This window comes from Nostoc sp. ChiQUE01b (assembly GCF_034531255.1).
Classification (GTDB): domain Bacteria; phylum Cyanobacteriota; class Cyanobacteriia; order Cyanobacteriales; family Nostocaceae; genus Nostoc.
The window spans coordinates 1-21,042 of the sequence record NZ_JAVRBM010000011.1; the positions used below are offsets into that span (position 1 = coordinate 1).

The 21,042-nt window shown below is 42.8% G+C and carries 23 protein-coding genes; 11 read left to right on the forward strand and 12 right to left on the reverse strand.

Annotated features, from left to right (window positions below; all coding sequences use genetic code 11):
- Nucleotides 1-107 precede the first annotated feature (107 nt).
- The gene (locus tag RMY63_RS09845) at nt 108-554 is read right to left on the reverse strand and encodes a Fur family transcriptional regulator (RefSeq protein WP_322728541.1); all 447 of its coding nucleotides are present in this window, start codon (nt 552-554) and stop codon (nt 108-110) included.
- A 684-nt stretch (nt 555-1,238) separates the two neighbouring features.
- Here RMY63_RS09845 and RMY63_RS09850 point away from each other — a divergent pair.
- Complete coding sequence (locus RMY63_RS09850) at nt 1,239-1,709, forward strand: CRR6 family NdhI maturation factor (protein ID WP_322728636.1); 471 nt, start codon at nt 1,239-1,241, stop codon at nt 1,707-1,709.
- Between the two features lie 820 nt (nt 1,710-2,529).
- Nucleotides 2,530-3,258 carry a class I SAM-dependent methyltransferase gene (locus RMY63_RS09855; protein ID WP_322728542.1) on the forward strand — a complete coding sequence of 243 codons (729 nt, stop codon included), beginning with the start codon at nt 2,530-2,532 and terminating at the stop codon, nt 3,256-3,258.
- 190 nt (nt 3,259-3,448) lie between these two features.
- Here RMY63_RS09855 and RMY63_RS09860 read toward each other — a convergent pair whose 3' ends face one another.
- On the reverse strand, nt 3,449-4,408 hold the full coding sequence (locus RMY63_RS09860) for a glycosyltransferase family 9 protein (RefSeq protein ID WP_322728543.1): 960 nt from the start codon (nt 4,406-4,408) through the stop codon (nt 3,449-3,451).
- Between the two features lie 69 nt (nt 4,409-4,477).
- Between RMY63_RS09860 and ispD the strand changes: the two genes are divergently transcribed.
- The 3 genes from ispD to RMY63_RS09875 all read left to right on the forward strand — a co-directional run bounded on the left by ispD (nt 4,478) and on the right by RMY63_RS09875 (nt 6,458).
- Nucleotides 4,478-5,161, forward strand: coding sequence for a 2-C-methyl-D-erythritol 4-phosphate cytidylyltransferase (gene ispD / locus RMY63_RS09865; RefSeq protein WP_322728544.1), 684 nt, complete (start codon nt 4,478-4,480; stop codon nt 5,159-5,161).
- A gap of 188 nt (nt 5,162-5,349) precedes the next feature.
- Nucleotides 5,350-5,892, forward strand: a complete 543-nt coding sequence (scpB, locus tag RMY63_RS09870) for an SMC-Scp complex subunit ScpB (protein WP_322728545.1) — start codon at nt 5,350-5,352, stop codon at nt 5,890-5,892.
- A gap of 218 nt (nt 5,893-6,110) precedes the next feature.
- Nucleotides 6,111-6,458 carry a DUF760 domain-containing protein gene (locus RMY63_RS09875; protein WP_094347414.1) on the forward strand — a complete coding sequence of 116 codons (348 nt, stop codon included), beginning with the start codon at nt 6,111-6,113 and terminating at the stop codon, nt 6,456-6,458.
- 256 nt (nt 6,459-6,714) lie between these two features.
- On the opposite strand, the gene RMY63_RS09880 is transcribed toward RMY63_RS09875, so the two are convergent.
- Nucleotides 6,715-7,923 carry an HhoA/HhoB/HtrA family serine endopeptidase gene (locus RMY63_RS09880; protein WP_322728546.1) on the reverse strand — a complete coding sequence of 403 codons (1,209 nt, stop codon included), beginning with the start codon at nt 7,921-7,923 and terminating at the stop codon, nt 6,715-6,717.
- A 298-nt stretch (nt 7,924-8,221) separates the two neighbouring features.
- Between RMY63_RS09880 and RMY63_RS09885 the strand changes: the two genes are divergently transcribed.
- The gene (locus tag RMY63_RS09885) at nt 8,222-9,115 is read left to right on the forward strand and encodes a M23 family metallopeptidase (RefSeq protein WP_322728547.1); all 894 of its coding nucleotides are present in this window, start codon (nt 8,222-8,224) and stop codon (nt 9,113-9,115) included.
- An 87-nt stretch (nt 9,116-9,202) separates the two neighbouring features.
- Here RMY63_RS09885 and RMY63_RS09890 read toward each other — a convergent pair whose 3' ends face one another.
- From RMY63_RS09890 to RMY63_RS09900, 3 genes are all read right to left on the reverse strand, one after another.
- The gene (locus RMY63_RS09890; protein WP_322728548.1) at nt 9,203-10,237 is read right to left on the reverse strand and encodes an isochorismatase; all 1,035 of its coding nucleotides are present in this window, start codon (nt 10,235-10,237) and stop codon (nt 9,203-9,205) included.
- A gap of 215 nt (nt 10,238-10,452) precedes the next feature.
- A complete protein-coding gene (locus RMY63_RS09895) occupies nt 10,453-10,614 on the reverse strand; it encodes a plasmid stabilization system protein (protein WP_322728549.1) in 162 nt (53 codons plus the stop codon).
- Nucleotides 10,614-10,832 carry a hypothetical protein gene (locus RMY63_RS09900; RefSeq protein WP_322728550.1) on the reverse strand — a complete coding sequence of 73 codons (219 nt, stop codon included), beginning with the start codon at nt 10,830-10,832 and terminating at the stop codon, nt 10,614-10,616. Before RMY63_RS09900 ends, RMY63_RS09895 begins: the two co-directional genes overlap by 1 nt.
- Between RMY63_RS09900 and RMY63_RS09905 the strand changes: the two genes are divergently transcribed.
- The 3 genes from RMY63_RS09905 to ctpC all read left to right on the forward strand — a co-directional run bounded on the left by RMY63_RS09905 (nt 10,831) and on the right by ctpC (nt 14,001).
- Nucleotides 10,831-11,001: a hypothetical protein gene (locus RMY63_RS09905; protein ID WP_322728551.1), complete on the forward strand. Its 171-nt coding sequence runs from the start codon at nt 10,831-10,833 to the stop codon at nt 10,999-11,001. The genes RMY63_RS09900 and RMY63_RS09905 overlap by 2 nt on opposite strands.
- A 186-nt stretch (nt 11,002-11,187) precedes the next feature.
- Nucleotides 11,188-12,414, forward strand: a complete 1,227-nt coding sequence (gene ispG / locus RMY63_RS09910) for a (E)-4-hydroxy-3-methylbut-2-enyl-diphosphate synthase (RefSeq protein ID WP_322728552.1) — start codon at nt 11,188-11,190, stop codon at nt 12,412-12,414.
- A gap of 303 nt (nt 12,415-12,717) precedes the next feature.
- Nucleotides 12,718-14,001: a carboxyl-terminal processing protease CtpC gene (ctpC, locus tag RMY63_RS09915; protein WP_322728553.1), complete on the forward strand. Its 1,284-nt coding sequence runs from the start codon at nt 12,718-12,720 to the stop codon at nt 13,999-14,001.
- 219 nt (nt 14,002-14,220) lie between these two features.
- Here the strand turns inward: ctpC and RMY63_RS09920 are convergent, their stop codons facing one another.
- The 3 genes from RMY63_RS09920 to RMY63_RS09930 form a co-directional block, all read right to left on the reverse strand.
- Complete coding sequence (locus tag RMY63_RS09920; RefSeq protein WP_322728554.1) at nt 14,221-14,406, reverse strand: DDE transposase family protein; 186 nt, start codon at nt 14,404-14,406, stop codon at nt 14,221-14,223.
- Between the two features lie 261 nt (nt 14,407-14,667).
- Nucleotides 14,668-14,877, reverse strand: a complete 210-nt coding sequence (locus RMY63_RS09925) for a DUF6887 family protein (RefSeq protein WP_292698651.1) — start codon at nt 14,875-14,877, stop codon at nt 14,668-14,670.
- Nucleotides 14,874-15,056 (reverse strand): DUF6888 family protein, encoded by a 183-nt coding sequence (locus RMY63_RS09930; protein WP_322728555.1) that lies wholly within the window; start codon nt 15,054-15,056, stop codon nt 14,874-14,876. The genes RMY63_RS09925 and RMY63_RS09930 overlap by 4 nt, the downstream gene beginning before the upstream one ends.
- Nucleotides 15,057-15,137: 81 nt before the next feature.
- Here RMY63_RS09930 and RMY63_RS09935 point away from each other — a divergent pair, with 81 nt between their 5' ends.
- Entirely contained in the window at nt 15,138-15,749 is a 612-nt protein-coding gene (locus tag RMY63_RS09935; RefSeq protein ID WP_322728556.1) for a T4SS efffector SepA family protein, read from the forward strand.
- On the opposite strand, the gene RMY63_RS09940 is transcribed toward RMY63_RS09935, so the two are convergent.
- A complete protein-coding gene (locus RMY63_RS09940) occupies nt 15,718-17,445 on the reverse strand; it encodes a succinate dehydrogenase/fumarate reductase flavoprotein subunit (RefSeq protein ID WP_322728557.1) in 1,728 nt (575 codons plus the stop codon). The genes RMY63_RS09935 and RMY63_RS09940 overlap by 32 nt on opposite strands.
- 334 nt (nt 17,446-17,779) lie before the next feature.
- Complete coding sequence (locus tag RMY63_RS09945) at nt 17,780-18,097, reverse strand: hypothetical protein (protein WP_322728558.1); 318 nt, start codon at nt 18,095-18,097, stop codon at nt 17,780-17,782.
- 545 nt (nt 18,098-18,642) lie between these two features.
- Here RMY63_RS09945 and RMY63_RS09950 point away from each other — a divergent pair.
- Nucleotides 18,643-19,485: a hypothetical protein gene (locus RMY63_RS09950; RefSeq protein WP_322728559.1), complete on the forward strand. Its 843-nt coding sequence runs from the start codon at nt 18,643-18,645 to the stop codon at nt 19,483-19,485.
- 232 nt (nt 19,486-19,717) lie between these two features.
- Here RMY63_RS09950 and RMY63_RS09955 read toward each other — a convergent pair whose 3' ends face one another.
- Nucleotides 19,718-21,040 carry an ABC transporter substrate-binding protein gene (locus tag RMY63_RS09955; RefSeq protein WP_322728560.1) on the reverse strand — a complete coding sequence of 441 codons (1,323 nt, stop codon included), beginning with the start codon at nt 21,038-21,040 and terminating at the stop codon, nt 19,718-19,720.
- Nucleotides 21,041-21,042: the final 2 nt, after the last annotated feature.

Below are 21,042 nucleotides of genomic sequence, written 5' to 3' on the forward strand. Positions count from 1 at the left end.
GGCATTGGGCATTGGGCATTGGGCATTGGGCATTGGGCATTGGGCATTGGTTATTTTCCCAGTCCCCAGTCCCCAGTCCCCAGTCCCCAGTCCCCAATCCCCAATCCCTAACCCTCCTGCGGATTGCGGTAGCCAAAAAAGTTAATACTATAATCAGTAATCCGCACTCCGGTTTCTTCTTCAATTTTGCGGATCAAATCTTCTGGTAGTTCTACATGAACATCAAGAATTTGATTTGTATCCACACAGTTTATATGACTGTGAGAGTCACTGATGTTGCCGTATAAACGCCCATCACAGCGTTCAATACACTCAATGATGCCTTGACTGGATAATGCTTCTAAATTTTGATAAACAGAGGTATGACCGATCTCTTTGCCTTGTTGGTTTAAGCGATCGTAAATCTCTCTTGCAGCAAGATGTTCATTTGCTTGCCAAAGTAATTCTAGAATAAAGCGACGCTGACGACTGACGCGCATACCCAAGATTTGACAGCGCTCAAGTGCATCTTCTAAGGAACGAATTGGTTTTGTAGTAATTGTTTGTTTTTGCATATTACAGCTTGTTAACTGTTGGGGGAATTTTCCCATCTAAACGTTTATTGGTTATTTAATATATGCAATGATATTGCACACCGCTGTCTCACCTGTACTTATGTTTTGGCTTTTGATGCTGTGAAAGTGACCCAAGAAAAAAAGGATACAAGCCCCTGAATTTATTTATGGAAAAGAAAAAATGCAAAGCAACATTAATTCAAGCCCCCGGATTTATCCTGGTCGTGCTTCAATTTTGACTTTTGACTTTTGACTTTTGACTTCCCCGCAGGGGTTGACAGGTGGCGATAATGATTTTTTTTGCTTGTTGACGGCTACTTTGTTAGACCTTAATCTAAAACAAACTCATTACAACTTTAACTTAAAATCGCTGTAAATGTCCACTTTGGGGCAGGCATTACTTTACCCAAGTAGGCTATAGCAATCCTATCTGATTTGTGAAAATTCTCGGTGTCCAGATCCCCGACTTCGTAAAAGTTGTCGGGGATCTAACTTTTCACGAATGATTTAGGATTGCTATGTATGGGTTGACGAAATTATCAGTAAAAAAGTATCAGTAAATACTAATTAATTTATGAAGAAGACTTTGTGCTATCAAAAATCAATGTAGCGTCAGTCCCTGAAAGCTGCTACTGTATATTCTCGATCCTACAGTTGAGCATCAAGAAAGTGGCTGCTAAATCAATGACAATTGCGATCGCACTCAATAATGACTTCATTAACAATCTGGATCTGTCCCCTGCATCAACAGTGATTGAAAAACTGCTGCCAGATGAGGTTGCATCCCATGAACAGCAGCTACGCTTTGATGTCAATTACGATCTCCAGCCTGACGACCCACGGGAACTCTCAGAAATTCCAGAGGTGCGGCTGTGGTTTGTGCGTCTAGATGCCAAATATCCCTGGTTGCCATTTTTACTAGATTGGAAAGCTGGAGAATTTGCTCGTTATGCCGCCATGCTTGTACCACATCAGTTTAGTTCCCAAGAAGGTATCCAGTATAATCCTGAAGCCTTAGAAATATTTTTGATGCATAAAATCTTTACTTTAGGTGACTGGCTCAAACAACAGGACATCCCCAGTCTCTCGCGGCTAAAGTCTATGGCGCAAATTCTAGGTTATGAATTAGATGATGCTTTTTTTGAAATATTTTAAATAGCTAATAGGTGATGGAAGAGTTTTGAGAAAATTTTCTTCTTTTGAGTGGACTGTGTGAGACAATTTTTGATTTTGGATGCAAGGATTTTAGATTCACCCCATGCACGCCACTTGACGGCAGTTGCTCCACTTGGGGAGACCCCAGACGCTCGATGACTCGCTTGCCGCCGGCGCTATCGCCCTTGGCGTCTCCCCTTGGGAGAAGACCGCACTGCCTCCTCTACTTGGGGAGACCCCTTCTCTACGAGACGCATTCGCGTTGGCGCTAGCCTCTCCCTTTGGGAGAAGACCGCAGTGGTTTATGAATGCAGGGGCTTCAATTAAAAATTTTCGATTTTGGATTTTGGATTTATTCTTGCGTTTAAATTCGGGGGCTTCAAACCAATTTAAATTCTAAATTTTGAATTTAAAATTTAAAATTTAAAATCTAAAATTCGGTGAGGTTATTCTTCTTATATTGCAATATCGCTCAGTTAAGCCCTAAATCCTCTGTAGAGAAGCATGAGTGCATCGACACAAAGTATAATTTCGCGCCTCTATTTGCCGAAATCAATACCAAAAACTTAACTAAATCATATTTATCTATAGTATACTTTGCGATATTTCAAACATCCTTTAAGGATGAAATTTTATCTATCTAAAAAGATATTTTTTAAATTAACTATAGCAAATATGCTAATAATAGAAACCTGTTTCTTTCTTAGACAAGAATCAGGTTAGATTTTATACTTTTTTGCTAAAACGCTTTCAGTAGTTTGCAAGATTCTGAAAGAGCAATTTTGTAATCAAACAAGCTTGACAAAATGAGGGTTTTGAAATGAAAAATTTAGTACCTGAACGTGCAACATCTGAAGAAGAACGTTTCCAAGATGACTATTATTCTTACTTTGAATCCCCGGAAAATGTCACACGATATACACCTACAGGTGGTTTTTTAAGTAACGCTTTTCCAGAAAACTCATTCTCTTTATTGGATTTAGGATGCGGTAATGGCGCTTTAAGCAAATATCTTCCGGCTCGATGTGACTATTTAGGAGTCGATCACAGTGAATTAGCTATTGAACAATGTTTAAAACTCTACCCAAATAGAAAGTTTGTTACCAAAGATTTATCGCTTTTCCTGTCTGAACTTGTTGAAGAGAATAAAAAATTTGATGCAGTCGTGCTAGCGGGTTTGTTATTTCACAGCATTAACAAAGAGACCGAAGAAAAAAAAGACGATCAAGAAATTATTCAATTTTGTCTGAATAAAATACTAAACAACAAAGGATATCTTGTTCTCATTGTACCTTTTTGCTACGGCGATCATCCATCTCACAGTTTGTTTGTTCGAGCAGAGTGGCTACAAAAGTCAATAGAAAAAATGCTAGAAATTGCTAATGCAAAAATTGTTCACGAGAATATATCTCTACAAATTGGTTTGGAAAAGAGGGTTCGACAGCAGAAAGCGACTCCTGACTGGTTTGTTTCCGATAGTAGTGCTGATTATCCCAGTATATTTGTGGGAACATATATGGCAAGCTGGACATTTATTGCTTCCCTCTAAACTTAAGCCAAAACCCTTTTAAAATCTCGTTTTAAAACTGAAAGCCGTTGCCAATTTGTGACAACGGCTGAGTGATAAATTATAGAGCTTTTCATTTGTATGTAATATACATTTACCTCTCTCCTGTAAAGAGAGAGGTTTTGAGGCTTACTCTCTGTTCTAGGTATCTAAGTTTGGGAAAACTACTGGTTTAGCCACCCCAAATTTTCTCTAAAACTGTGTTTGGTGAAATATCCGCCGTTTTTCCCGTGAGGGATTCAATAGCCAGGAATTTATCGTTTTTCGGCAACAACTTAGCTGGAACGCTGGGGCCAAATATGGCAATGGTATACGTTTGGACTGCAACACTCAGCTGTAGTGCGGCGCTATCAGTAGATAACATCAAATTTGCCCCAGCAATTATGGCAGTTAACTTACCAATATCATCTGGGGCTGTCACCTTGATATCTGGAGAAGACTCCAGAAGCGATCGCACAAACAGCTCATCGTCAGTTCCCTTAATGACCACTACAGGTAGATCGGGCTGCTTTTGTTGGAAAGCTTGAATAATTTGTTGCCAATTCTCGACAGGATAGATTTTATCCAGTTCTTTAGCCTGTAATAACTGGCCAGAACCGCCATGAATCAAGATATAGCCTGTTTCATGAACCCCTAAACGTTTTTGTTCCTTTTGTGCCCACTCAATATCTGGTTTGGGCACATTTACTGCTAATTCTGGGACAGGGCTATTTATTTCCAACGGTTGCAGCAAGTCGTGATATACTGCTGCCGCATATTGGGATGGTTTGAACGGCACAGCATGGGTAAGAAAACCCGATCCTTTGCCTTGGTAGCCAATACGTATAGGAATTCCCGTCAACCAGAGTAAAAGACCTACCAACCAATTTTGCTTAACAGCAATGGCAACATCGTATTCGCGATCGCGAATCGTCCCTACTAAATTACCCCAATCTGCCAGACTGTTACGGTCATTAAAATCAAAGTACAGCACCTCGTGAACTGACTTGCTCACTCGGTAGGCAGCCTTTGACCGGGGTTCAACAACGACATCTATCTGAGCGTTAGGGTAATGGCGCTTCAGGTCATCTAGAGTCGGAAAGAAGAGAATTTGGTCGCCAATTCCGCCAGGTACAAGGGCTACTACTCGCATAATATTTATTGACGCTTACTCGCTCCTTATTTTAGGGGAAAATATATAGCTTAAAGATTGAGGAATTCTGTGTATTTACTAATTCCAGCTGCGGGAATCGGAAAAAGAATGGGGAGTAACCGCAATAAACTCCTGCTCCTCGTGCGATCGCAACCAATTATTGCTTGGACTTTATTAGCCGCAGAAGCCGCCAGTACAATCAGTTGGATCGGGATTATTTCTCAGTCTACCGACTGGCCAGAGTTCAAAGCAATTATCGCCGATCTAAAGCTGACTAAACCAGTAGAATTGATTCAAGGCGGCTCCACCCGCCAAGAATCTGTTTACAATGGCTTGCAATCTCTGCCAATAGCCGCAGAACAAGTATTAATTCACGATGGCGCCAGATGCCTAGCCACACCAGATTTATTTAACTCGTGTGCCGAGGCCATTCGCCACTGTCCCGGTTTAATTGCTGGTGTACCCGTCAAAGACACCATCAAAGTTGTTGATGAACAAGGCATAATTCAAGAGACACCCGACAGACGACAACTATGGGCGGCACAAACTCCCCAAGGATTTGATGTCAAGTTGTTGAAACAGTGCCATGCTGAAGGAGTCCGTCAAGGTTGGGAAGTAACAGACGATGCTGCTTTATTTGAAAAGTGCGGCATCGAAGTCCGAATTGTCGAGGGAGAGGAAACAAATTTAAAAGTGACCACTCCACAAGATTTAGCGATCGCAGAATTTATTCTTACAAGTAGAGGCTTTTGAGGGAGTGAAGAAGGGAATAGGGTAAAGGTTATAGGGTACTTACCTTTCCCCTAATCCCAATGCCAAATTTGAAAGTTTTAAAAAATACTTTGACAATTTACGATATAATGCCACACACTTATTGATTGTTAGTTGTCATGTACTAATGACCAATGACTAATGACCAATGACTAATGACTAATGACTAAATGATTACAGCCACAGCGACGAAGATAGAAGCAATTCTCTATTTAAAGGGTAAGCCCTTGTCGCTCGGCGAAATCGCCGAGTATGCCGCGTGCGATCGCGCCACTGTCAAAGAAGGCATAATTGAACTTATGGACAACTATGCCCACCGAGATAGCGCCCTAGAGGTCATAGAAACCCCAGATGGTTACAGTTTGCAACTACGATCTGACTTTCACGATCTAGTGCAAACGATGATACCAGTAGAATTGGGAGTAGGTGCATTGCGAACTTTGGCAGCGATCGCCCTTAATAGTCCCATACTCCAAAGCGACTTGATTAACCTACGCGGTTCAGGAGTATATCAGCACGTTCCAGAACTCGTTGAACTTGGTTTCATCCGCAAGCGCCGAGACAGCGATTCTCGCTCCTACTCGCTCCAAGTAACACCGAAATTTCATCAGTATTTCCAAATCGAACAACTTCCGCAAATACTTTCTACCAGTCAAAAGGAAGAACAACTAGAACTAGAACTAGAACTAAAGGGAGTGGGGAGTGGGGAGTAGGGAATGGGGCAGGGGGAGCAGGGGGAGCAAGGGAGCAGGGGGAGCAGGGGGACAAGGGAGACACTAAGAATAACCAATCCCCATTCCCCATTCCCCATTCCCCATTCCCCATTCCTCATTCCCCAATGCCCTCCTCTAGACTTATACCCGTGGTGAATGCGCTACCCTTGTACTATGGTTTAGAGTAGAGTTAGCAATTAAGCTAAATAAAACTGCCAATGGTGTTTAATCCTGACTTTTTGAATGACAACTCCGAGGAACACCCGAATCAACTTCTTTCCGACCACTCTGAGGAATACCCTAATCAATTACTCAAATATCTACAGCATCAGTCTCCTGATGTTTTAGCTAGGGTTGCTCAGTCCGCCAGCCCCGAAATTAAACAAATCATCTCGCAAAATGTCCAAGGGCTAGTGGGAATGCTCCCGGCAGAAAATTTTAACGTGCAAATCACAACAGATCGGGAGAATTTAGCTGGACTTCTAGCGTCGGCCATGATGACGGGGTATTTTCTGCGCCAGATGGAACAAAGAATGCAGTTAGAGCATTTGTCTAATGGTCAATAATTAATAGTCAGTAGTCAAACATTCTAGGACTATTGACCAAATAATTACTAATTCGTAATTCGTAATTAAAAAAGGTATAGCAGCCGACACTGAATTAAAATGGAGTGGTCAACAAGACATTTATGGAAAGTTCAATCTTCCACTTATAGCACAGCGTTAGCGAGTTTGCGTACTCTGTAAGAGTTGCAAGCTACGCTTTTAGCGTCTCGTAGAGAGCATGTTGTAAGTACGAATTACGAATTACGAATTATTTTGACTACTTCCTTTCAGGATAAGCTCCTGATTGAACTTTAAAGATTTGAATTTTACCGCTGCGGTTGACTTCGATAGCTATTATGTCTCCAACTTTGCTCGACTCTACCAGCCTCTGAACTTGGGCTGAAGTTTTGACTGGTTTACCGTTAAATTTTTGAATCACGTCTCCAGGAAGCAGTCCTCCACGTTTAGCTGGGGAATCATCTGTGACTCCTTTAATTACAATTCCTGCATCCTGCTGAATGTTCAGCTGATTTTCTTGATTAATCTGGTGTTTTCTGATGGGAGAAAGGTCTGCCATTTCAATACCCAAGAAAGGATGTTCTACACGCCCTTTAGTAAAAAGTTCATTGGCGATGCGGGCGGCGGTTTCAATGGGGATGGCGAAACCAAGTCCTTGAGCGTCAGCGCGGATGGCTGTATTAATACCAATGACTTCACCTTGGGCGTTTAATAAGGGGCCACCAGAATTACCAGGGTTAATTGCAGCATCAGTTTGGATAAAGCTGACTCGCTTATCTGGGACACCAACTTGAGTGCTAGTGCGATCGGTAGCGCTGATGATACCGATAGTGACAGTATTATCTAAACCCAAAGGATTGCCAATAGCGATCGCCCATTGTCCTGGGATCAGATTTTGCGAATTGCCCAGTTTTACAGTCGGCAAATCATTCGCTTTTATTTTTACCACCGCCACATCTGTTACAGAATCAACTCCTACCACCTTACCCTCTAGACTCCGACCATCCTTGAGAGTAACTTGTACTGTATCTGTATCTGCCACTACATGAGCGTTGGTGAGTAATTCCCCATTTTCGCTCAAAATAAATCCCGATCCTGTACCGCGCTCAATGCGTTCTTGAGGAATTGGTTGGTCATCCTCACCAAAGAATCGCCGCAAGATGGGATTTTTCAAAGCGTCAGAGATGGGATTGGCTACTTTGCGAGTCGCATTAATTCGCACTACAGCCGGGCCAACTTTTTGCACTGCTGTCGCAATAAAATTCACGTTATCGCCACCAGTAGCCCCAATAGCTCCGTTAGGAGAATTCGGAACTACGGATTCTGGCGGCGAAGCCATTGTTACATTTTTTAGTTGTTGGAACGAGCGATTTTGTGGAATGAGATAGCGACTGCCAAACAAACCTGCACCACCGCCAATTACCAGTAAAAACACATAAACCGCCAATTGCTTTAAGGATAACTTCATAATTGTTTTGCTCAAGAACAGCAATGCAGTTGCTAATTTCTAAGTGTAGTCAAGCTAACGGCAAGTGGACAGATCAATTTACGAAGAATTAGGTATTGGGCATTGGGCATGGGGCATTGGGCATTGGGCATGGGGCATTGGGCACAAGAGGCAGAGGGGCAGAGGGGAAAGACTTACTGCTACTTCTCCTCTGCTCCCCTGCTCCCCCACTCCCCACTCCCCACTCCCCATTCCCCACTCCCCACTCCCCACTCTTCCCATCTAAAATCTAAAGTTAATGCGCTCTTGACCTGTATACATGACTTTACCCTTTCGTCAACTGTTTCTCTGTAGCTTACTTAGCGCCTTGGGCCTAGTAAGCATACTGCCATACTCAAACAGTGCTAAGGCTGCTGTGGGTGGTTGCTCAACTCCAGCCTTATCTCGCTTCCAACGCCATAAAGTTGTTCGTGGCGAAACTTTGGAGAGCATAGCGCAGCGCTACAATCTCATTCCGACAACTATTATCGGCATGAATCCAGCTTTGCAGAATGGTGCAGCTGCCGCCGTTGGTAGTGTGCTTCAGATTCCTCCTTACAATGGGATTGTAGTCGAAGTGCCTCGCAATCAAACTTGGCGACAAGTGGCGACACAATACAAAGTTCGTGCTGATAGCCTGTTTGAGGTGAATGGCTGCCAACAAAACCCCAGAATCGTGTTTGTTCCGGGGGTAAATTGGTCGCCTAATGGTGTTGTAACTAAGTCGCCTTTACCTACTGATGCAGGCGCACCAAACCGTGCATCTTTGTCTGGATATCCCTTAGCACAAGTGGCAACTGTAGGATTAGCTTATGGCTGGCAAATTAATCCTGCGACAGGTGAAGTTTTCTTCCACAGTGGTGTTGACTTATTAGCACCAGTTGGTACTAATGTGCAAGCGATCGCACCTGGAACTGTAGCCTTTGCCAGCGATCAAGGTTCTTATGGCAAATTAGTCATTATTAACCACAGTGGCGGACTTCAAAGCCGCTACGCCCAGCTTGATAGTATCAAAGTTACTGTCGGTCAACAAGTGAAAAAAGGAGACTTACTAGGAACAGTAGGCACTAGTGGCAAACCAACATCCACTCAACCGCATCTCCATTTTGAAGTGCGTTCTAGCTCATCTCTTGGTTGGGTAGCGCAAGATCCCAAGGGTTATTTGAAGAAATGAAGAAATGGGGAGTAGGGAGTAGGGAGTAGGGAATAGCGAATAGGGGACAAGGGAAACTACTAAACCCAATGCCCCATGCCCCATGCCCTATGCCCAATTCCCAAATTCGCTAGATTTTACGATGTGCATTCCTGCTTCTGCAAACCTTGCAAATGCTGCATCTGCCTGTTCTGTGTAGTCCACAACACCGGGGACAACAACGGGAGAAGTGCAATCTTCTAGCAGATAGATTTTTTTCGTCAGGGTAGCATCTACCTGTTTAATTTCTGTTAATAAATCGTCAATTGTCCAAGCGACACAGTGACTTTTAGCTTGACCACCAATAATTACTGCATCATATTCTAAAAGTTGTTTAATCAGGCGCGTGTTCTTTTGAGCAAGTGGACGTTGTTCAAAATCTTCCAATACTTCTGGACGTAAGATGGAATAGTTTTCTGTTAAAGGATTTTCACCTTTAATTTCAAATTGCGTTTGACTCTGACGCGCCATGCCGTGGAAAAATATCGCTTCTTCCACTGATGAAACTAAAGCATGACCAATACCACCCAACATAGAATGATAAGGCCAAACAGTGAGAGGATATTTACCGTCTTGACTGAGTTGCTTAAGGTAATGGTAAGCGTGTTTTTCTAATAATTCATAATCCCCATTAGTAACAGTGTTAGCAACTGCTGGGTTGACTTTCCAAATACCTTGTTGGATATCTGCTGGTGTAATGCTAGTCGCTGCTGGGGTAGGATGTTCTCCCGCAGTGTTCACCCAAAAGATTGGATGGAAAATTTGCGTTGCTGTATGGGTATCCAGGGTGGGTACAATTTTTGTAATTACTCCCAAGTTTCGATAGATAAACTCACACAACCTGACGTTATCATCTACCGCCGCATTACCAGATTTTCCACCTACAAATAATTCAAAGCCGGGGATGCAGAAGGTGTTTTGGACATCAATTAACAGTAGGCAAATACGAGTTTTATCTAAAGATGCTGGTTTGATGTCGTGTTGTTTCGCCCAGATTTCAGCTTCAGCAGCACGTTCTTGGTAAGGTACGCGCCAGACTTTGCTCACTTCTTCAGGGTTGAAGTGTGGAGGAATTAGTAGTTGGGGTGTTATTTGGGTGTTCATAATTACAGCCGCTTTTATTCTGTAATAACATCTATGATTTCAATCCCCAAATATTTTTTAAGTCTAGCCTTACCTTAGTAAACATCATCATGAGAACCTAAGGTCAACAAAGAAATTACTAATTCCCCAGAAACGGGATGAGGAACAAACTCAAATAGAATCCGATTGTTGTAGTCTATGGGGAGCATCCCAGTTTTTTGCAAAGAAGGCGAAAATCAGTCAGGATAGGTAAAACGTTTATGAGTACGCAAGCTAGGGTAAAACGGATCTTCAGCAAGTTGTTGTAATCTTCGCTCAACTACAGAGCGTAATTCTGGATTTCGACGGGCTAAACGCTTAAAATCTCGAATAAATCTTGCACTCCATAGCAGTTGCATCAATCATCTAACTCCGCCATTAAATCAGCAACAGTTCCACTATGTACTTCCCCTTTAGCATAAGCTTCACGAGCTTCTGCTACCGCTTTTAATAAGTCATCCCGTCGCTGTTGTTTGAGGCGCTTTTGGATAATATCCACAAGAATAGCCTGAGCTTCTGGATCTAATGCTTCTACCGCTTCTATGACTTTCTGGAATGTAGATGTTTTTTCTAGCATGGGCGTTAAAGAATTTAGTGATAAGTCTAATTTAGCTGGTGGTAGGGCGATCGCTCCTCATCCTCTTTACTTAATAGTAAATTTGTATTATCAATACATAAATTTAGCGATCGCTTCCTTAAGCTTTCCTGTGAAACCTGCGCGATCGCTACTCAAGCTACTCACTTGAAAGAATTTTTCAGCAATATATCTTTATAAATGAGCAAAACCTTTGAATTGCTCTTTATTTCTTTGCCTGTCTCATTCTCCATTTTTTCTATCGAATCACCAAAAGAGCCACCACCTGTGGCAATCTGGGAAACAGAGATTTATCAAATCTGATATTTTAACGACAACAAATTTACCTAATCAGGTTATGCAAACTCTGCCCATAGTAGATGCTTCAAATACTACATCCAGCCAACCTACCTTTGATACAACTATCAAGCGGCGTAAAACCCGCCCCGTAAAGGTGGGAAATGTCACCATTGGCGGGGGCTACCCGGTTGTGGTGCAGTCAATGATTAACGAAGACACTCTTGATATTGATGGTTCCGTGGCTGCTATTCGTCGTCTGCACGAAATCGGCTGTGAAATTGTCCGCGTCACAGTGCCAAGTATGGCTCATGCTAAAGCTTTAGGGGAAATTAAACAAAAATTAATAAAAACTTACCAAAACGTGCCAATTGTGGCTGATGTCCATCACAACGGGCTAAAAATCGCTGTGGAAGTCGCCAAGCACATAGAGAAAGTACGGATTAATCCGGGGTTGTATGTGTTTGAAAAGCCAAACATCAATCGAACTGAATATACTAAAAGCGAATTTGACGAAATTGGCGATAAAATCCGCGAAACCTTAGAACCTCTGGTAGTTTCTTTGCGCGATCAAGGAAAATCGATGCGAATTGGGGTAAATCACGGTTCTCTTGCTGAAAGAATGCTATTTACTTACGGTGACACTCCCGAAGGAATGGTGGAATCTGCCATAGAATTCATCCGTATTTGTGAATCTTTGGATTTCCACAACTTGGTAATTTCCATGAAAGCCTCAAGAGTACCTGTGATGGTAGCCGCCTATCGCCTCATCGCCAAGCGCATGAATGAACTGGGTATGGATTACCCGTTACATTTAGGCGTTACCGAAGCCGGTGATGGCGAATACGGGCGAATTAAATCCACAGCTGGTATTGCCACGTTACTTGCTGATGGCATTGGCGATACAATTCGTGTCTCCCTTACAGAAGCACCAGAAAAAGAAATTCCCGTCTGTTATAGCATTCTCCAAGCTTTGGGATTGCGAAAAACGATGGTGGAATACGTCGCTTGTCCTTCCTGTGGACGCACTTTGTTTAATCTAGAGCAAGTGCTGCACAAAGTCCGCGAAGCCACTAAACACTTAACTGGGCTAGACATTGCAGTTATGGGTTGTATTGTCAACGGCCCCGGAGAAATGGCAGATGCCGACTATGGCTATGTTGGCAAAACACCTGGTTATATTTCTTTGTATCGTGGTCGAGAAGAGATTAAAAAAGTCCCAGAAGACAAAGGTGTAGAGGAATTAATTAACCTCATTAAGGCAGATGAGCGCTGGCTAGAACCGTAGAGGGGGATGAGGGGAGGGGGAGATGAGGGGGACAAGGAGAACAGGGAGGATAAGGGGAGAATTATTCAACAAGTCTCTCCCCTGTCTCCCCCCCTCTTCCTTGTCCCCACTATCTCTTATCGATTCCCAATTCCCAATTCCCCATTCCCCAATTCTTAAAAATTTTGTATCTTTTAACCACCAAGATCGCCTGATTGTCAAGTATCTTGTTTAAATTAAGAATACATACTTGGTCTGTAAGTGGTAGCCTGTGTTAGATTGAGCATACTGACTATAAATTTTCCCTCTGACGCAGCTGTCATTATGGTGATTACAAAAAATAGGCTTGTTTTGGGTGCTACGGTAGTGACACTCTCCACGATCGCTGTTACTAGCCTTGGCATTCACTCACGAGGTCAGGCTTTATTTAAAGCAAGTCCCAAAGAACTAGTAGATGAAGTTTGGCAAATTGTCCAGCGCCAATATGTAGACGGTACTTTTAATCAGGTAGATTGGCAGGCTGTTCGTAAGGAATACTTGAGCAAGTCCTACAGTAATCCGCAGGATGCGTATAAGTCCATTCGGGAAATGCTCAAAAAGCTGGATGATCCATACACCCGCTTTATGAACCCAGAGGAATTCAAGAATATGCAAGTGGATACCTCTGGAGAATTGACAGGTATTGGCATCACGATTAGTCAGGATGAAAAAACCAAGCAATTGGTTGTAATTGCGCCAATCGAGGATACACCAGCCTTTAAAGCTGGTGTTTTAGCAAAAGATATCATCCTCAAAATTGACGGCAAAGATACTAAGGGGATGGATACTAATCAGGCAGTATCCTTGATTAGGGGTGAGGCAGGATCGCAAGTCAGCTTGACAATTGGGCGCAATGGTAAGACAAAACAGTTTGACATTACACGGGCGCGAATTGAAATCCATCCAGTTAAGTTTTCTGAAAAGAAAACCCCAGCAGGAAATCTTGGTTACATCCGCTTGAATCAGTTCAGCGCTAATGCTGGTAAAGAAATGCAAACAGCCATCAAAAATTTAGAAAGCAAAAAGGTTGCTGGATATATTCTGGATCTGCGTGGTAATCCAGGCGGCTTACTCTTCTCCAGTGTGGATATTGCCCGGATGTGGATAGATAAAGGTAAGATTGTCTCCACCGTTGAACGCCAAGGAGAGGCAGAAAAAGAAGAGGCAAACGGAAAAGCCTTAACAACTAAACCATTGGTGGTGTTGATAGATAAAGGTTCAGCTAGTGCCAGTGAAATCCTCTCAGGGGCTTTACAGGATAATAAGCGTGCTACTTTGGTCGGGACTCAAACCTTTGGTAAGGGACTAGTGCAATCGGTGCGTCCTCTGGAAGATGGTTCAGGATTGGCGGTGACAATTGCTCATTACTATACCCCCAATGGTACAGATATCAATCACAAAGGCATTTCGCCAGATGTGAAGGTGGATTTGACCAAAAAGCAGATGGAGGATTTGTGGCTTCATGAACGTGACAAACTTGCTACTCTAGCAGACCCTCAATTTGCTAAAGCAGTGGAAGTCATAGGTAAAAAAATTGCTGTTAAGGGCACACCGACAGCAGAAAAATGAAGAGTTAGGAATAAAGTTAGGAGTCAATAGTGAGGAGTTAGGAATAAAAACTATCATTGTCAACTTATAACTTACGCCTGATGTGAATTAGAAAAGCCTTTTATCGCATAAGGGTTTCTAGACTCGCCCAAAATCGTAGTTTTGGGACTACCCACGAAATTACAAGGGTTTCTAGACTTAATTGACATTAGACGTAACTTCTAACTCCTAACTCCTAATTTAAACCGGTTGGCACTTCCCCGCCCTAATCAGTCCAACCCGCCGAGCGATCGCTTCTTCTTGCGAACTAAAAGGCCCCCACTGTTCTATAATTTCTAAATTATTGTCGCCAACTTGGTCGTTGGGGATAATTTCACAGTTTCCAGCAGAACGCTTGACAATATACCAAGTTTGTGAATCGTTCATATTTTAAATAAAAATTTTGTTTTTATAGTAAGAATTTTACGGCATACAGAAAATATATTCGCACTTACTGCTAAATCCTACATTCTGTAGGTGCGATCGCAAAACTCTGTAGCTTTTTTTGCTGACCAATTATATCTTGGATGCTTGAGGATAGTTCCTGTTGCTCACCCTACCCTCAAAAGTTTTTCTTTGTCAATTCGTTACGAACTTACGCAAAGCTTTACTAAGCCTGAATTTAAACTATGGACGATAGATAGGCAATCACTCAGTTCGATTGAGTTTCTCTAAGAGAAGAGCTTCTACCTCACTCTCAGGATTGTCAAGATCGAAAGGATAAGGGTGTTGTGTAGAGAAGTCAGAACGACTCATCAAAACTTGTAATGCAGCCCGAAACGCTTCTTCGTCATTTCTATGTTCTGAAATATATCGTTTTATTTCAGTATTGGTCATCTGGTTGAGGTTTTGCATCATAGAACAAATTTCCAATTCCCATCTTGATCAATTATGACTGAAATCTCATCGTTCAAACCAGCTTGAATATAAAGTGTTTTCAGCTTTTGGTCGTAGCGGAAAACCTGGATAGGCTGATACAGATTAGAAAGTAACTGACAAAGGAATATCGCTGTATCCGATTGTTTCTGTGTTGGCATGAGGTTATGTGGCGGCTGAGATTTTATATATAAATGTGTTACATTCATATAAATATAGTAAACATACAAGCATATATTACGATGCCAGTTATCAGAATACCTAATCCCATTTACAAGAGGCTTCAAGCCCTGGCTGTGCCTTTCGAGGATACACCCATCACTGTTATTGAGAAGTTATTGAATGAGTATGAGGCACGTTACCAGCCTCAGCAAGTTTCTGAAACCGAGAACTATAGAGTTCTTGAACCTGATGCTGCAAGCAATTTACACCATACTAGAGTGCTGCAAGCCGTAATTGGTGGTCAGGAAATTCATCAACCGAACTGGAACAAAATCGTTGATGCAGCGCATGAAATTGCTATTCAACAAGGATTTTCTGTAGAGAATCTGATCAAACTAACTCTATCTCATGTCGTTCAGGGTGAAAAAATTAGCTCTGGTTTTCATTACTTGCCAGAGGTAAACATTTCGATACAAGGTGTAGATTCAAATCTTGCTTGGCGTAACACTTTGCACTTAATGAAGAATTTGAAAATGCCAATCGAAATATACTTCGAGTGGCGCGACAAAGAGGGAGCAGTATATCCCGGTGAGAAAGGTAAGCTCATTTGGAATCCTGAATACAGCGATTCTTCCTTTGCAAAACTTGTAAAGTCGTTGGTTAATACTTCCGCTCTTTTGGCTCAAACATAGCAATCGCCACCGATCTATATTGAATATCAATTCCTGCTGGTGAATAGTAAGCCATTGTGTGTTTGAGAAAGTTAGCATCATCTCGCTGTGAATAATCTTCGCGGAAATGAGCGCCACGACTTTCTTGGCGATTTAGGGCTGATGCTAAAATGGTCTGCCCTACTACCATCAAACTTCGTAATTCTAAGGCTTCTACAAGTTCCGTATTCCAGCAACTACCTTTGTCATCTAAATAAATTTGCGGGTATTTGTGTTGTATTTCTTCTAGTTTCTGCAAACCTTCAGTCATTAATGCCTCAGTGCGGAAAACACCGCAGTACTCAGTCATACAATCCTGAAAAGCTTCACGGACTTGGTTAATACGGTACTGTCCTGGTTGTTCTAGCAAAGCTTGAATTTGTTGCTGGGCTTCTGTTACATACCGTTGCTCATCTATAGAGGGTAACTTACGTTTTTGCACAAATTTGGCGATCGCAGCCCCAGTTCTCTTGCCATAAACGACACATTCCAGCAGAGAATTACTGCCCAAGCGATTCGCCCCATGTACGGAAACACAAGCTGTTTCACCCGCAGCAAAGAAAGCGTCAACTAAACCATCGCCACTACTACGAACTTGCCCATCGATGTTAACTGGTATACCACCCATACAATAGTGAATTGTCGGACGGACTGGCATCGGTTGAGTTACTGCGTCAACACCTACTAAACGATGGGCTTCTTCCCAACAGAAGGGAACGCGACTCATAATTTTTTCTTTGCCTAAATGGCGTAGATCCAGATAGACAAAGGGGCCGCCAGCACTTCCATTGAGATGAATACCACGTCCGGCGCGAATTTCGTAAGCGATCGCTCGTGAGGTAATATCACGAGGAGCTAGTTCCATGCGACTGGGTGCATAATTCGCCATAAAGCGATCGCCTTCACTATTAATTAGATACGCCCCTTCTCCTCGCACTGCTTCTGAAATCAGTACCCCTACTGGATATAAACCAGTGGGATGAAACTGGACAAATTCCATATCTTCCAGGGGTAAACCTGCGATCGCAGTCATTGCCAAACCATCACCTGAAGAAGCGTAATCATTAGAGGTAGTATTATAAACGCGACCATAACCCCCAGTAGCAAACATCACCGCCTTAGCCCGCACCACTTCAATACGTCCATCCAAAAGATGGAACATTACCACACCCTTCGCCTCATTTTCTTCTAAAAGAAGACGCATCACGTACCACTCTTCGTAAACTTGCACCCCATAACGCCGCAAATTGTTAACCAATTCGTGCAAAATTGCGTGACCTGTTTTGTCAGCAGCGTAGCAAGTGCGGTTGTGGGAATGTCCGCCAAAAGCCCTTTGGGCAATGCGTCCATCGGGTAAGCGAGAGAACAAAACGCCGAGATGTTCCAAGTCAATCACCACATCTGGCGCTTCTTGGGCGAGAATCGCCACAGCATCTTGGTCTGCCAAGTAGTCAGAACCCTTGACAGTATCAAAAGCGTGTGCTTCCCAACTATCTTCGGAATCAACATTTTTCAGCGATGCAGCCATACCACCTTGAGCCGCAACCGAGTGAGAACGAATTGGGTGGGTTTTGGCAACCACAGCAATATTTAAACTAGGGTCAGTGCGGGCAATTTCTACAGCAGCGCGACATCCCGCCAATCCACCCCCGACAATAATCACATCGTGTTCCAGCATAATTAGCCCCCTGATTGCAAACCACTGCTGTTCTATTGTAGAGACGTGATTAATCAGCTAGTACAACGGGCGCGTAAATAAAACGCTTATGCTGTATATCTGTTTGACTTTTGACTTTTGACAGTCGCATCTCTACAAAAAAATCCCTGCCTATAGACAGGGACGTTATAAAAAATTTTGAAATTAGGAGTGAAAAGTTAAAAACAAAGAGTTATGGCACAGATAGAGTGACTTATAAGTGACATTTCCCGACGCTCATGCAACGCAATTGAGCGCGGGGCTGCTGCTGCAAAAGCTCATAACTCATAACTCATAACTCATAACTCCTAACTCTTTAGCTAGTTACTTGTACAGGTTGTTGCTGAGACACATTACCTGGTATAGGTTCCATTTTGGTTCCCGGCCCTACAGGACTGACTTCAATATGATTTAACAAGGTAGTGACAAACGCAAACAACAAGAAAGGTAGCGATAGCAGAACGACGAGACCCGCTGTTGCTAAAGCGTACACGGGCCGCTTGGCACCCATCAGCGCCAAAGCTGATGCCAAACTTAAGGTAATTGTAATCAACCAAACAATTATTTGACCGTAGATATCACCGAAAGTCAAGGTACAGACAAACCGATACTTTTGAATATTATTTTCGCTCATCACATTTGCCTCAAGTCTCTCCTAATAGGTTCTACGTTAGAGCTATGTTTGCCTTGTAGGCAATTTCTAAATATTTTTGCAAGCTTTGTAATATCACTTCACAATCTAGCTGCCTTTGGCGGCAAGGCAGCTATAATAAAAAACCTCTTACCTTCATGAGAGAGGTCGCAATTGCGTTGGCGCAGCCCGCCGTAGGCATCGCCTCCTTAACAAACACTATCTTAATTTTAGGCAAAGAGACTATTTGTCATCTGTCAAATTCAGGATATTCAAAATAAATATATAGCAATTCTATTTAATTTGTGAAAATTGCAACCCACAGATTCCCGACTTTGTAAAAGTTGTTGGGGATCTTGTTTCTCACGAATGATTCAAGATTGCTATAGTGTTTAATTTTTTACTAGTAAATATTAACTAGAGATGTCAAGTAAAGTCAGGATGCAAAAACCGATTTTTTGATGTTAAATTTTGAGTATTGCCCGAACTTGTTGACTAAATCAACAAAAACCTTTATTTTTCGTGGCAACATTGTTTTAGGAGTGAATGTGAATACTATTTTTCTTCGTAAAGGTGTTTTTTGGTTGCCAAGTTTAGCTGCTCTTGCATTCCTGAGTAGCGGTTTATCTGCAAGCGCCCAGACAGTAGACAAGGTGAGCAGTCAGCCATTAACTGAACCTTTCGTGACCGTAGCGTCTCCCAACGAGTTTAATCTAGAATTAGACACTGAAAGCCAAAATCTCTCTACAGAAACAACTAAGACTTTTACAGTCACAAATTTAACTAAGGTAGAGCAGTTGCCCAACACTGCAATGCAGGAAAACGCTAGTGTAACATCCACACCCGTTCCAGGCACAGTGGCGACTTCATCTGCAACGCTTACCTCTGAATTTGTACAACCGACTTCTCAAACTACTTCTCAACCATCTGCTACCAAGGTGGCGCAATCGGATATTGATTTAGGTAGAACTACAAGTGGTGGTAGTAGTTATCTTGGCATCGCTGCTAACATTGGTTTGAGTGGTGGTGACACGTCTTTGGGTGACGGTAACTTTGCAGTAGTTAGCAAAATCAGACTGACAAATTCTGTATCAGTGCGACCCTCAGCCGTATTTGGGGACAACACCACAGTTCTACTTCCGATCACCTACGATTTTACCTTCAAATCAGCAGATGCTTTTACTGAACCATTAGCGATCGCACCTTACGTCGGAGTAGGTGCAGCTTATAAAACTGGTGATGATTCGCAATTTGCCTTTTTAGCATCTGCTGGCATTGATGTGCCTCTAACTTCTCAATTTACGGCAACAGCTGCTATAAATGCCGGATTTTTCGATGAAACTGATGTAGGCTTGTTGTTAGGAGTTGGTTACAATTTCAGTGGGCTTTAAAAGTTAGGAGTTATGAGTTAGAAGTTAAGAGTTCGTAATGTTTCACTTATAACTTACGCCTGATGTGAATTAGAAAAGCCTCTTATCGCATAAGGGTTTCTAGACTCGCCCAAAATCGTAGTTTTGGGACTACCCACGAAATTACAAGGGTTTCTAGACTTAATTTACATTAGACGTAACTTATAACTCTTCACTCCTAACTCCTAATTCTTAACTCTTAACTCCTAACTTTTTACTTCGGGGTAACTTTGTCAATCACTTTGATTGTGCCATCGTCTCCTACTGTCCAAACATCGTATACACCGACGACATCGCCGTTAGCATCAACATCTACGTTGCCGCTGGCTCCTTGGTAGTTAATCTTTTTACCATCTTTAAGTAACTTCAGCCCCTCGCAGACATCAGTAACTTCTGTGCCAGGCCCGTCAGCAACTTCTCGAATTTTGCTGGCTATGCCAACCCCTGTATTTTCTTTAGCAGCTTGCGCCGCCAATGTCAATAAAGCAGCTGCATCCCAAGCTTGAGGAGCGTATTCCCCTGGCGCACCACCCTTTTTATCCTTCCACAGCTTGTTGAAAGCTTCTAATGCTTTACCATCGGAACCCGGTACTGTACCGATCGCTCCTGTTAAAATATATTTACCATCACTGCCTTTGCCAACTTGTTCGGGGAAAGTAGGTGATTTTACCCCATCTGTCAACAGAATCTGTACTCCCTTCGCCACACCTTGCTGATAGGCGGCTTTCAGGAACAGACTACCAGTTTCCGCATAGAGTACAGCCAGGACTGCATCTGGCTTACCAGCAAAAGCAGCAGTTGCTTCTGTATCAAATGTTTGGGCTTTTGGATCGTAGCGGACAGGCTTATCTTTATTAACTATAGTTCCACCCAATTTTTCAAAAGTTTGCACGAATGCTTTTTCAAACCCTACGCCATAGTCATTATTAATCACGACTGTGGAAACTAGCTTGAAACCTTTTTTTCTGGCAAGTTGGGCTAAAGCTAGTGCTTGGTATGTATCGGGGGGAGCTGTACGTGCCCAAAAGCCTTTATAGTCGCCTTTTTGAGCCTTTTCGGTAAATACGGGACTGGTACTACCAGGAGAAACCAGCATTACTTTATTCGGCGTGGCAATGGAGACTGCTGCACTAGAAACGCTACTGGCAAAGGAACCAACTACACCTGCTACTTTATCTAAAGTTGCTAGTTTGGTCATACCGGCAGCTCCAGCTTTCGGGTCGGTTTGGTCGTCTACTTGTACCAAGGTAACAGGTTCGCCATTTACCCCACCGCAAGCGTTGACCGTATCCACCAGTAAAGGGACGGAACCTAACATCTGCTGTCCTATAGAAGCCAAGTCGCCTGTTGTTGGTAGCAGGGAACCAATTTTTAGCCCTTTAGCACTGCTTGTTGTAGTAGAGTTTGCCGCTGGGGTAGCAGTACTTCCGTTGTTAGCAGTACCGTTGGGGGTACTGCTATCACCACAAGCCCCAACTAAAAACCCAGTTGCTAGGATAGTTATACTGAAGGCTAAGGCGGTACTAATTTTTTTCATAA